Annotated in this window: 9 protein-coding genes; all 9 read right to left on the bottom strand. The window is 35.5% G+C overall.

Annotated features, from left to right (window positions below):
• Positions 1-14 precede the first annotated feature (14 nt).
• The 9 genes from BM227_RS01865 to ccoG all read right to left on the bottom strand — a co-directional run bounded on the left by BM227_RS01865 (position 15) and on the right by ccoG (position 12,836).
• On the bottom strand, positions 15-1,964 hold the full coding sequence (locus tag BM227_RS01865) for a methyl-accepting chemotaxis protein (RefSeq protein WP_092910569.1): 1,950 nt from the start codon (positions 1,962-1,964) through the stop codon (positions 15-17).
• 73 nt (positions 1,965-2,037) lie between these two features.
• Positions 2,038-4,296, bottom strand: coding sequence for a carbamoyltransferase HypF (hypF, locus tag BM227_RS01860; RefSeq protein ID WP_092910567.1), 2,259 nt, complete (start codon positions 4,294-4,296; stop codon positions 2,038-2,040).
• A 5-nt stretch (positions 4,297-4,301) separates the two neighbouring features.
• Positions 4,302-5,879: a single-stranded-DNA-specific exonuclease RecJ gene (gene recJ / locus BM227_RS01855; RefSeq protein ID WP_245756995.1), complete on the bottom strand. Its 1,578-nt coding sequence runs from the start codon at positions 5,877-5,879 to the stop codon at positions 4,302-4,304.
• Positions 5,872-7,506, bottom strand: a complete 1,635-nt coding sequence (gene pyrG / locus BM227_RS01850; RefSeq protein ID WP_092910565.1) for a glutamine hydrolyzing CTP synthase — start codon at positions 7,504-7,506, stop codon at positions 5,872-5,874. The genes recJ and pyrG overlap by 8 nt, the downstream gene beginning before the upstream one ends.
• A 45-nt stretch (positions 7,507-7,551) precedes the next feature.
• Positions 7,552-8,055: a DUF420 domain-containing protein gene (locus BM227_RS01845; RefSeq protein WP_092910562.1), complete on the bottom strand. Its 504-nt coding sequence runs from the start codon at positions 8,053-8,055 to the stop codon at positions 7,552-7,554.
• Positions 8,025-9,644: a cation:proton antiporter gene (locus tag BM227_RS01840; protein WP_092910560.1), complete on the bottom strand. Its 1,620-nt coding sequence runs from the start codon at positions 9,642-9,644 to the stop codon at positions 8,025-8,027. The genes BM227_RS01845 and BM227_RS01840 overlap by 31 nt, the downstream gene beginning before the upstream one ends.
• An 88-nt stretch (positions 9,645-9,732) precedes the next feature.
• Positions 9,733-10,125, bottom strand: coding sequence for a DUF6858 family protein (locus tag BM227_RS01835; protein WP_092910557.1), 393 nt, complete (start codon positions 10,123-10,125; stop codon positions 9,733-9,735).
• 25 nt (positions 10,126-10,150) lie between these two features.
• A complete protein-coding gene (locus BM227_RS01830) occupies positions 10,151-11,335 on the bottom strand; it encodes an NAD(P)/FAD-dependent oxidoreductase (RefSeq protein ID WP_092910652.1) in 1,185 nt (394 codons plus the stop codon).
• A gap of 34 nt (positions 11,336-11,369) precedes the next feature.
• Complete coding sequence (ccoG, locus tag BM227_RS01825; RefSeq protein ID WP_092910554.1) at positions 11,370-12,836, bottom strand: cytochrome c oxidase accessory protein CcoG; 1,467 nt, start codon at positions 12,834-12,836, stop codon at positions 11,370-11,372.
• Between the last annotated feature and the right edge of the window lies 1 nt (position 12,837).

Below are 12,837 nucleotides of genomic sequence, written 5' to 3'. Positions count from 1 at the left end.
AATAAAACTATTTATTAAACTTTAAATTTATTCATCTCAGAATTTAATGCATCTGTTATCTGCTGAAGTCTTTTAGATACTAATTCAAGGTTTTTTGCTAACTCTTCACTACTATTTGCAGCAAGAGATAACTTATCGTTTTCAGAAACTAACTTGTCTAGATTACTATCTACGTTTCTAGTCTCCTCAACAGCTTTTTTAGATAACTCTATAGTCTCCTGCATCCATTTAATGGCTTTTGTACTCTCATTTACGACATTTCCTGTAGTTTCACTTACTAACTCTGCATTATTAGCCATTAAGTTTATCTCTTGTTGAGCCTCTACTACACCTTGAACAATAACAGAAATTGCAGCATCAATCTCTGTAAGAGATTTCTGTGTACGTTCAGCAAGCTTTCTTACCTCATCAGCAACAACAGCAAACCCACGACCATGTTCACCTGCACGGGCTGCTTCAATGGCTGCATTAAGTGCTAAAAGGTTTGTCTGATCTGCAATATCTTTAATAATTTCTATTACCTCTTTTATCTGATTTGTCTGATCAGCTAGAGATGTAACATTTTGTGCTACCTCTTTAGCACCAATAGCATCCTCAACTATTTTGGATGCCATATCATTAAGAGTTTTTTGCATTTTTTCCAAAACAGTATATGCTTCCTCAATATTTTTAGATGTATCCAAAACTGATGTTTCAGCAGTTTTTAAATTCTCTTTAGCTTCTGCCGAAAGCTCTTTAGTGCTGTTTACAATACTGTTTTGTAACAATGTACTCTTAATTGTCTCTTCTGCATCTCTTTTTAACTCCCTAGAAGAACTGAGTGCATCTGTCGATAAACTTCTAATATTTACAATTACATCTTGGACTTTTTTAATAAACTCATTAATAAATGAAGCCGTTTCTCCTATTTCATCATTTGTATCTACTTTTATCCTCTTAGTTAAATCACCATCACCCTGAGATATCTCCCTTGTTCTATCTTTTAACTCATTTACAGGCTTTGTTATACCTTTAGAAATAATTAAAAGAAGAACCAAAAGCATAATAATGTCTGCTATCAACATTATTATTAGCTGATTTATTAATGCACTTGATGTTTCATCTATAATTGACTCTACTGTTTTAAGGTCTACCCCTACAAGAGCGTATCCAACTACAATATTACTAAAATCTTTAATAGGTAATGAGACAACAAAATATTTTGAACTTTTAAAAGTTGGTGTTAATTTTGCAACTGATGATATATCATCTACAAAATTTTTATTGTAAGCTCCATTTTTTGTAACAACTGCGTAACTTCCAAAAAGACTTTTTTGACTCTTTAAAAAGGTAGCAATACTTGAAAACTTTTTATCCATAATGGTAATAATCTCAAATCCATCTTTTCTAGCATCTTTTGAAATAGAGTTTAAACCTTGAATAAACTCTACGCTTCCAAGATAATTACCATTATCAAGAACAGGAGCCAGCCCTCTAAGAACTAAACCTGCCCGCCCTATTTCAATAGCACTAAAAGGCTTATGTGTTCTTTTAATCTCAACAATAGTTTTTCTAAAGCCACTTAAATCATCTCCATATTTTTTCAATTTCCAAAGTCTTGCAAAAGAGTGAAGATCTTTGGTATGAATATGTATTTTTATATTCTTATATTTTGTATAATTTTTGAAGTCATTGCTTAAACTTTTTAAACCATTTATTACTATCTCTCTATTGTTCTCTTTTAATGCTTTTTTTACATATAAATTATTTGCAATATTTATTGCATTTGTTAAACCTACATCTTTCTTTGCTTGAAACTTTTGCTCAAAATATCTAGTTAATATAATTCTCTCTTTTTCAAAGGCCTCTTTTTCAACTTTATTAATGGATATATATGAGTTAACCACAATGATAATTGATGTTGTCAGTATAGCAATAATTAATGGTATATGAACTTTTTGTGCTATTTTAAGATTTTTAAACATTTACAATCTCCTCTTTATCAATTTTATTGACAACATACTTAAATTATCATTAATAATAAATTTTCTTCATATTTTATATTATATACTGGTTTATTCCATACCAAACCTGTCCTAAAGCAACTGCACCATCATTTGGTGAAACTTTAGATGGAAAATAAAACTTTCTACCATCCTTTTTACATCTGGCTAAAATTTTCTCTATAAGTGTTCTGTTTTGAAAGACTCCTCCTGCAAAAAGTAAAGGTTTGTCTGGATATTTTGATGCTATAACAAAAACTATTTCAATAAGTGTTGCTAAAAATCTGGATGCTACAGTTTCTTGATCAGGGTTTTTAACTATTTCACACACCATGTTTTGCCACTTAATCTCTCCATCCTCTATGTTAAACGAATATGGTTTTGCATCTGGCACAGTTGCTGCTGCTTCTATGAGCATACCGCTCTCTCCTTCAAAACCACTTCTTTGACAGATACCGCAAAGACTGGAGATGGCATCAAATAATCGTCCCATAGATGAAGTTTTTGGTGAATTTATTCCTCTTTCCCACGCCTTGTAAAGCATCTTAATCTCACTACTGCTAAAAGCTTTTACTGTAGGCAATGATAATGCTAAAATCTCTTCAAGTGTAAATATTTCAAATAGAAGTGACAATGCTACACGTCTTGGCTCTTTTACAGCTCGATCAGCGCCTATGAGCTTAAATGGTGAAATAGTTGCTATTCGCTCAAAACCTTTTGCATCAGCAAGCATTACCTCACCTCCCCATATAGTACCATCATCACCATAACCGGTACCATCCCAGCAAAATGCCACTACCTGCTCATCATATAGTCCATACTCAGCCATTACCCCTAAAGCATGTGCATAGTGATGCTGTACTTCCAAAATTCCCAAATCTTTACTTTTGCTATTTTGCTCTTTTGCCCACTTAGTCGTCTCATATCCAGGGTGCTTATCGTGAACTATCGTATCAGGAGTAAAATCATAAAAGTTTTTGAAAGTATTGATAGTTCTCTCAAAATAATCCATTGCTTCAATAGTGTTTAAATCACCAATATGAGGAGAGAGAACTATACGATCACTAAAACCAAGTGCAATGGTACTTTTTTGATTGGCACCAACTGCAACTATTTTACGCTCTATTGGCTTTTTCAATGAAAAAGTTAACGGTGCAATTCCTCTGGCAACACGGAGCCACAGTGGTTGAGAACCAGCTACTTGCATTACAGAATCATCACAAGCATTGACTATATCACGATCATGATCTAAAACTGCATCAACAACAGATCCAAGTTTTTCAATAAGCTCTTTTGAATCTCGTATAATAGGTTCATCACTCAAGTTGGCGCTGGTAGCTACAAGCGGAAAATCAATATAATCAAAAAGAAGCTCATGCAGTGGAGTATAAGGAAGCATCACTCCTATTCGATCAATATTGGGAGCGACAGAAGGTGCAAGATTTGAGCCTTCTCTTTTTTTCAACAAAACAATAGGCCGCTCTTTGCTTGTTAGCCACTCTTTCTCTATCTCACTGAAATCTGCCAATATTTTGGCTTCTTTAACACCTTTAACCATAATAGCCAATGGTTTAGATGGTCTTCTTTTTCTCTCTCTTAAAAGTTGTACACTATTTTCATCGCAAGCATTACACATCAAATGAAAACCGCCTAAACCTTTAACAGCTACAATTTCACCATTTTTAAGCCGTTTGGCACTCTCTTTTATAGGATCATCACACTCTAAAATATTTCCAGAATTGTTCAGCAAAGATAGTTTTGGACCACAATTCCAACAACTGATAGGCTGAGCGTGATATCGCCTATTCATCGGATCCTCATACTCTTTCTTGCAGTCAGGACACATTTCAAATTTTGCCATTGATGTATTTGGACGATCGTAAGGTACCGTTTTTGTAATTGTATAGCGTGGTCCACAATCAGTACAATTTATGAAAGGATAACGATAACGGCGATTTGAAGGGTCACGCATCTCATTTAGACACGCTTCACAAAGAGTAACATCTGGACTTACGGAAGTTACTTTTTCATTTTTATCATCAGAAGAGATAATCTCAAATGTCTCAAATCCTGCTAACTCTAACTCTTTTGCAATGATATTTTCCACTTTTGCCAAAGGAGGAGGTTTTTGTTCAAGTGACTCTAAAAACTTATCTATTCTCTCTTTTGGACCCTCTATGTGGATTTTAACTCCCGTTGCTGTATTGCTTACACTCCCTTTTAAGCCAAGATTTTTGGCAACTCTGTAAACAAAAGGACGAAAGCCAACCCCCTGAACTACTCCTGTTACAGTTATATGAAAATGTTTTATCATAGTGTTTATTCTATGTAATCTATAAGAAACTGTATTGATCTTTGGTTATTAAACTCATTTATCTGTAATGTCCCTGTTACATTAACTCTTTGACCAATATCTACCATTTTGTCAAATCCAAACTGGATAGCCTGCAACCTTACATTCCCATCTGCCAATATAAGTCTTAAATGATTTTTATCAGCTCCAATTGCTTTAGACTCAACTACACTCAAATTTTTCATTAGAAACTTAGGCCTGCTGTTTGCCTCACCATATGGCTCAAAACTTGATAAAATCTCCATCAACTCCCAATCAACTTCACTTATTGGAAGCTCTCCCATTATCTGCTCTTTTGGTAAAAACATTTCAGAAGGAAGTTTTGAAGCCTCTTTACATATAGCTTCTCTAAAAAGATCTATCTTTTTAGCCTCTAAAGAGAGTCCGGCAGCCATTTTATGACCACCAAAACCGTCAAGATGCATTTTACATCTATCTAAAAGTTCAAAAAGATTAACATCTCCTATACTTCTTCCACTACCTTTTGCTCTATTTTCTTCTATAGAAAGTACAATAGCAGGCCTTTTAAAACGATCTACCAAACGTGATGCTACTATTCCTACCACCCCTTCATGCCAGCCATCTCCGGCAACTACTATTACCGGGTCTTCAGGATTCACCATAGATATAGCTTCTTCTGTAGTCTCTGATTCTGTCTGCCTGCGTATCTGATTAAAATTATCAAGAATAAGCCAATTGTTACTTGCTTCACTTAAAGTATGAGCTCGTAAAAACCGCAATGCTACAGTAGCATCTTCCATACGTCCTGCACTGTTAATACGAGGTGCTATTCCATAACCTATATCTTCAGCACTAAAATGGCTTTTTCCAAGATATGCCCTTACAGCTTCAAAAGCTGGTCGGTTTGACCTTGAGAGCATTTCAAGACCTTTTTGAACCAAAGGGCGATTAATAGAAACAAGAGGCATAACATCAGCAATAATTGCTAGTGCCAATAGATCAAGGAACTCAGCCATTCTGATAGACAATCCCATCTTGGCTTTAAGGGCTCCAATTAAAAACCAAGCAATCTGCGCTCCGCAAATTTCTGGATACGCAAAACTGCATACAGACTTTTTTGGATTTACTATTGCAAAAGCTTTGGGAAGCATGTCTCCGGGGGTATGGTGATCGGTAATTATTAAATCAATACCGCGCTGTTTACAAATATCAGCTGCCTCATGTGCAGAAATTCCATTATCTACAGTTATTATGACATTAGCCTCTATGCGCTCCAAAATTTTTGGAGAAATACCATAACCATCACTGAATCTATTTGGAATTATAACTTTGACAGGGTAGTTTATGATTTCAAAAAACTCTTCCATCAAAGCTGTTGAGACTACACCATCGACATCATAATCTCCAATCACAACTATTCGTTCTCTATTTTTTACAGCAAGAGCTATGCGCTCACTGGCACGATCCATATCATGAAGTTCAAAAGGGTTGGGAAGCTCTTTAAGAGACTTAAAACCATCGCTAAAACGCGACGCAAGTATAGCGGCAATTTTAGCTTTGGTCAGTCTTTGAAGATTACTCATTATCGGCGTTTTTTGCCGCCAGTGATGCCTTGGCAAATGCAAGAATTGATGGGTTTGGATTTTGTAATCGTGATGTAAACTCCGGATGGAACTGCACACCTAAAAACCAAGGGTGATCTTTAACTTCAACAGCCTCTATAAGTCCATTTGATTCACCTGAAATGGTCATACCAGCTTTTTCAAGACGCTCACGGTAAACTGGGTTTGCTTCATATCTGTGTCTATGTCGCTCATAGATAATCTTTTTACCATTGTAAGCTTCAAATAGTTTGGTACCCTCTCTTGTTTCACACGGATATGCACCCAAACGCATTGTTCCACCCAATGGACTCTTATGTGTACGTACCTGCTTTTGACCTGACTGATCTATAAACTCATCTATTAAATAGATAATTGGCTCTTTTGTTTCAGGATCAAACTCTACAGAGTTTGCATCTTTAATACCTAAAACATTACGTGCATACTCAATTAGACTTAACTGCATTCCAAGACATATTCCAAGGTATGGTATCTTATTTTCACGAGCATGTTGAATTGCCATTATTTTACCTTCAACACCACGCACACCAAATCCGCCAGCAACTAAAATACCGTCTACCTCTCCTATAGTCTCTTCAATACCCTTCTCTTCAATATCTTCACTGTCTACCCAGTGGATATTAATACGAGTATCAAGAGCAGCTCCTGCGTGAATCAGAGCTTCTGTAAGTGATTTATAAGACTCTTTTAGGTTTGTATACTTTCCTACAAATGCTATTGTGATCTCATCTCTTGGTGCAATAATGCGTTTTACCAAAATATCCCACTCTTGCATATTTGGCTCTTTATGGGTTAAGACAAAGCGTTTAGCAAGAGGATTCATAATGCCATCTTTTAAGAAATTCAAAGGAACCTGATAGATAGTTTGTGCATCTACACACTCTATTACACTCTCTAAATCGACATCACAACTCATTGCTATCTTTTTACGAACATCTTTAGGAAGGGGCTTTTCACAACGAGCAATGATCATGTGTGGAGTAATACCAATACGACGTAACTCTTGCACACTGTGTTGCGTAGGTTTGGTCTTCAATTCACCTGCCGCTTTAATAAATGGAATAAGTGTAACGTGAATATTGATTACCCTATCACTGCCAAGTTCGTGTTTGATTTGTCGAATTGTTTCAAGAAATGGAAGCCCCTCTATATCTCCAACGGTACCTCCAAGCTCTACAATCAGAACATCTTTACCTTTTCCTGCTTCAAAAATCCTCTGTTTGACTTCTCCAACGATATGAGGAATTACCTGTATTGTTTTACCAAGGTATTCACCTTTACGCTCTTTTGTCAAAACAGTATGGTAAACCTGCCCTGTTGTAAAGTTATTTTTTTTGCCAAGATCAACATTTAAAAAACGCTCATAATGTCCAAGATCTAGGTCTGTCTCTGCACCGTCTGCTGTAACAAATACTTCACCATGTTCAAGAGGACTCATAGTGCCTGGATCCATATTCAAGTATGGGTCCATTTTCAAAATAGAGACATCAAGTCCCGTCTGCTTTAGAAGTGTTCCTATACTTGCTGCCGTAATTCCCTTACCAAGAGAACTTAGAACTCCACCGGTTACAAAGATATATTTGGTCATGTACGCCTCATCAAAAGAAAGTTTTGTTATTTTAACAAACTACCGCTAAGAGATGCCTTGGACAAATAAAAGCCAGTATACTCCAACCCCCATAAATGATGTTATAGTCATACCTGTAAAAATAAAACGACCTACTACTTTATGATTTATATATACAGATTTTGTCTTAATAAACTCTTTAAAAGATCTAATCGTATGATAACCCCATACAAGTGTTGAAACTAAAGCTATAAATATATGTACAATCATATAAATTGCCATTTTATCTTTGGGAAGAGATGTTTTTTCAATATAAGCAAAATAACCACCATCCAATCTAACACCAATTTCAAAATACAATACTACTATAATTGTCAAAATAAATAGTCCCATCTGTGAATATGCATGAGCTTTAAATAATTTTTTTACTGCCAAAAGTACGGCCATTGCCATTAATACAGGCAATAGTGCAAAATATAGTGTTGAAAGGTCCATATAAAATGGTGCACTTGTTCCTAAAAATCCATTTTCAAACATTTTTATCCTCTCTTTTGTATTTTTAACTGACATCTCATTGCTTCAATTACTAATAACCTTGCCATTTCCCTACTCTGTATTAAAATATGATCTATTTTAAGATCACCTATCATTTCCCTCTCATCTTCACTTCTTAATTTAACAACAATATTTGCATTTGGGGCTACTTGAACCAAAGCTTCGCATATAAGTCGCAAATGTCTTATATGATCTACTGCCACAATGACAGCACTTGCTTTGCTTACATCAAACTGTTTTAAAACATCTTTGTTAGCAGCATTGGCAAAAAAGATAGGTTCACCCATCTTTCTACCACTCTCCATTCTGTGAATATTATGCTCAAGAATAACATAACTGACTCCTTGACACTTTAACTCTGCTGCTACTTTACGCCCCAATGGTCCAAATCCACAAACAATTATGTGATCTTTAAATCCTGTAGACTCCAATTTTGAAACTTCTGGCTCAGGCTCTGGAGTAAAAAGATCGGCTATATCACGTACACGGGCAAGAATAAAGACAGAAAAGATCATAGAGATAACAACTGCACTCAAAAGAATTTGAGACTGTTCATTATCGATAAGAAGATTTGATTGGGCTAGAGAAAAGACAGCCAACGCAAACTCACCTACCTGTGAAAGTGCAAGAGCAGTTTTTAACGCTACACGAGGTCTGGTAAAAAACTGCATAAAAAGTAGTATAATTCCAAACTTTGCAGCCATTACAACAAGTGTAACAAGGAGAATCAATCCAATGTTATCTGCAACAATATTTAAATTAATCTGCATACCTACAGTGGCAAAAAAGAGTCCTAAAAGCAAATCTCTAAAAGGTGCCAATTCTGCTTCTATTTGGTATTTATAGTGTGTCTCTGCAATCATCATACCTGCCAAAAATGCTCCTAGTGAGTATGTAAAACCAAACAGGTGCGCAAGTTCAGCTGATCCTATAACTAAAAAGAGAACTGTTCCTAAAAATATCTCTGATGAATCTGTTCGAGTAACCCACTGTAAAAGCCAATCTATAATATACTTACCAACCAGATAAATAATTATTCCAACTATAACAGCATCAATTGCTATTTTTTGTAACATCATAAAAATATCATTATTATTAGAAGAGAAAATTGTAATCATCAATAAAATAGGAATTACAGCTAAATCCTGAAATATTAAAATTCCTACAGATTTTCGTCCATAAGGGGTTTGTATATCATCATTTTCATTTAAAGTCTTTAGCACTATTGCTGTAGAAGAGAGACCTAAAGCCAATCCAGTAATAATTGCACCCTCTTGCTCCATACCAAAAAAATAGGCTACTGATCCAAAAACAAGAGCAGACAATCCCAACTGAAGTGACCCAAAAACCATTACCTCTTTTCTCATTGCCACAAGCTGACGGAAAGAGAACTCCAGTCCAATAGTAAACATTAAAAAGACAATACCAAACTCAGCAATCTCACTCAATTCATTATTATGATCATGATGAAGGCCAAAAACAGCAGAGATAGCTATACCAGTAGCAATATAACCTATAACAGTAGGAATACCTATTCGCTTAAGAAGTGAATTGATAGCAACAGATAGAAAGATACCTGCCAATATAATCGGTAAATAGGCCATTACCGGTCCTTTTTTTATACCGATTATATCAAAGGCTTGTAAAAAGAAAGAAGTGCCGAAAAGTTTCGACACTTATATTTAGGTTACACTAAATATTTTTAATAGATTTTGCCCAATTCTCCATAGTTTCATTTGCCTGTGGATTTGGAGCTTCCATAAAAATTATTACAAATTTATCTCCAATATCAGTTACACCAATTGAACGAGGACGAACAGCCATTACTTCAGGTGTAGGAAGCTCTTTTCCGAAACAAAAAACTATATTTTTAGCATCTTTAATATTTTCACTTATATTACCTACACTCAATGAACTGGTATGTGCATAGTGATCAAATATAGCAATATAAGCTGTTACCGGATGCTCTTCTATCTTTCCTTTAAAATAGTTTATTATCTCATCAACTGTTTTGTATGTAGTTTCACTCTTATCTATTATCAATTCATAGATAGGATACTTCTCTTTAAAGATTTTTTGTGTCATTCCCCCAACTCCTGTCTAAAATTTATTAAAGTCCTGGTATTCTTGGAATTTTTTCCAATTTTGAGTTTCTGCAATACCAACCCCAAGCCTTCTTGATCCAGTGACCTACAACAGGCATAGGGATCATTTTACCACCTTTGTCATTCCTGTAAACAAAAGCAGCCCCATCACCACTATCCATAACACAAAGAATGTTGATATGACTCATATAACCTTTGCGCTCTTCACTCCCTTTGGAGATAGCATCGATGTTAAACGCTACATTACGAGCCATTACTTCAGCAACATGTCCCTGTTTTGCACGCCAATCAGGACCATCAAGTGCAACAGAGTCACCAATAGCAAAAACATTGTAAAATTCCGGTGATTCATCATAGTCATGAATTACTTCACAATAGTCATTGATCTTAATTAAACCTGCTTCATTAAGTGGCAGATCAGAGTTTTTAAAGACAGGGTGACCATTTCCGGCAGGAATAAACATTGTAAAATCACTTTCTAATTTACTATCATCTTCAAAAATGATCCCATCACTCTCAAAACGTTTTATTTTTTTACCAAAATGGCGTTTGATATCGAGACGTTTGAAAAAAATATCCATCATTTTAAGAGCCTGTTCTCCAAGTCTTGCACCAGGCTTCTCCATAGGAGCAAAAAAAGTTAGTTCAAACTTATCACGAATACCCAGTTTTTTTAGATGGTTATGGACATTAAAAAGTACTTCAAAAGCTGGACCGCCACGAACGTTGCTTGGATCTTTTGGATTACCCCCAAAACCCATAGCAATCTTTCCACCACCCTTTTTTATTAGTTCATCTATACGCTCTTTTATCTTTATAGCCTCTTTTGGCTCCCCGCATATAGAAAGGAAATGTTCACTTCCCTCATGCTTCATTTTACCGCTGCCTATGGCTATTACTAGATATTCACATCCATACTCGCCATTGGCACAAACAACTCGTCGCTCTTTAGAATAAATCTCTTTTACCTCATCTACTATCAATTCAAATCCGTGAACATCTGAAAGCTCTTTAAGAGGTACACAAATATCTTCAAACTCAGCCTCACCTGTTGGGATCCAAATAGATGTAGGATAGATATAAAAATAGTCACGATTTGAAATCATCGTGACTTTAAAACCTTTTTTTCTTAAAAATATTGCTGCCTCAAGACCAGCAAACCCTCCCCCCAGAACCAATACACTCTTCATCTCCATATCTTCGAGTCCCCCTAGGAGTCTTTATCTACTCATCCATATTTTTCAATTTTTTCTGGACGATATCCCATCTTGGATAGACAAAGACAGTATTTCTTTCAACAACAATCTTTTCAGGATCATCAACTGCATATGCTTTTATTGTAACCGGAACAGGTGTATCTTTTCTTGAATCTTTAGCCAATGGTTTTACAGCTTCAAGCTGAACAATCTTTTTAGCTTTTTTACCTGCTGTCAATTTAAATGGCTTACTAGGTTTAATAATTTTAATCTCAGGACGATTCACTACTTCAAAATAGTATTTGTGATCTTTGCTGTCTGTATTTTGGAAAAGGAATGTATAGTCGTTTACTATTCGTCCATCATGAGTAAACCTGTAAAGCTGTGCTGTTTTATTGATGTTTAACAGCATATGCTCTTTCTTTGTTCCCATTACCAACAATGCTACAAAGACTATTGTCAAAGCTACTGAATATGCAATAGTTCTTGGGCGGATAAATTTAGTTTTACCCTCTTGCTTCTCTATCTCTCTTGGACTTGACCATACAACAAGACTCTCTTTGCCAAGTGCACCCATGACTTTAGTACAGGCATCAACACACTCTAAACAGTTAATACACTCAAGCTGCATACCCTGTCTAATGTCAATATGCGTAGGACAAACTTTGACACAACTTTCACAAGCCGTACACTCTGCTTCAGGCTCTTTCTCTTTCAACTCTTTGACACTGTTTACAATTTTTTTAGCATCTTGTCCTTCGTGATCATAAATATGTCCACCACGATGAGTATTGTAGATAGCCATAATTGTATCATCATCATACATAACAGACTGAACCCTGCTATATGGGCAGATATATACACAGAAATTCTCTTTTAACCATACAACATCTACAATCAAAAATAGAGCAATACCAATCCAAAAACCTATAAGAACAGTATGTTCACCTGGATTTTGAATATATTGAAAAAAATCTTCAGGTGGTACAAAATACCATACAAAATCAGCTGCCGCAATAAAAGCTAAAACAGACCACAATAAAATAGCAATACCCTGTTTAGCTCTATTTTGAGGCTTAGACCAGTCTGGTTCTTGCTGTTTATTTGTAATTCGTTTACGAAGATGTAAAAGTTTTGTCTCAAATAAATCACGATATATAACTCTGAAAATTGTCTGTGGACAAGCCCATCCACACCACACACGACCGCCAAGTGTTGTCATAAAAAATATACCCAAAAAGAGAAGCATCAACAAAAATGGCATCAAATATAACTCTTGCATATCAAATCTAACAAACAGAAAATGAAGCTGTTTGTGGTCAAAGTTAAGCAAAAAGAAGTGGTTACCGTTTATTTTTATAAATGGCAGCACAAGAGCTACAATTGTAACTATCCCAAAAAGCCAATATCTTTTTATACGATAAGGTATCCAATTTTTTAAATACTCTTTGGCACCTTTTTTATTTGACGCAGAAGCGCCGGCTGTTGCTTGCATC

This window comes from Hydrogenimonas thermophila, from assembly GCF_900115615.1.
GTDB lineage: Bacteria > Campylobacterota > Campylobacteria > Campylobacterales > Hydrogenimonadaceae > Hydrogenimonas > Hydrogenimonas thermophila.
The sequence above is the reverse complement of the archived record's forward strand: the minus strand, read 5'-3'. Positions and strand labels throughout refer to the sequence as shown.

Coding starts and splice junctions, on each gene's coding strand:
- BM227_RS01865 (WP_092910569.1), bottom strand. CDS start 1,964: ATGTTTAAAAATCTTAAAATAGCACAAAAAGTTCATATACCATTAATT.
- hypF (WP_092910567.1), bottom strand. CDS start 4,296: ATGATAAAACATTTTCATATAACTGTAACAGGAGTAGTTCAGGGGGTT.
- recJ (WP_245756995.1), bottom strand. CDS start 5,879: ATGAGTAATCTTCAAAGACTGACCAAAGCTAAAATTGCCGCTATACTT.
- pyrG (WP_092910565.1), bottom strand. CDS start 7,506: ATGACCAAATATATCTTTGTAACCGGTGGAGTTCTAAGTTCTCTTGGT.
- BM227_RS01845 (WP_092910562.1), bottom strand. CDS start 8,055: ATGTCAGTTAAAAATACAAAAGAGAGGATAAAAATGTTTGAAAATGGA.
- BM227_RS01840 (WP_092910560.1), bottom strand. CDS start 9,644: ATGGCCTATTTACCGATTATATTGGCAGGTATCTTTCTATCTGTTGCT.
- BM227_RS01835 (WP_092910557.1), bottom strand. CDS start 10,125: ATGACACAAAAAATCTTTAAAGAGAAGTATCCTATCTATGAATTGATA.
- BM227_RS01830 (WP_092910652.1), bottom strand. CDS start 11,335: ATGAAGAGTGTATTGGTTCTGGGGGGAGGGTTTGCTGGTCTTGAGGCA.
- ccoG (WP_092910554.1), bottom strand. CDS start 12,836: ATGCAAGCAACAGCCGGCGCTTCTGCGTCAAATAAAAAAGGTGCCAAA.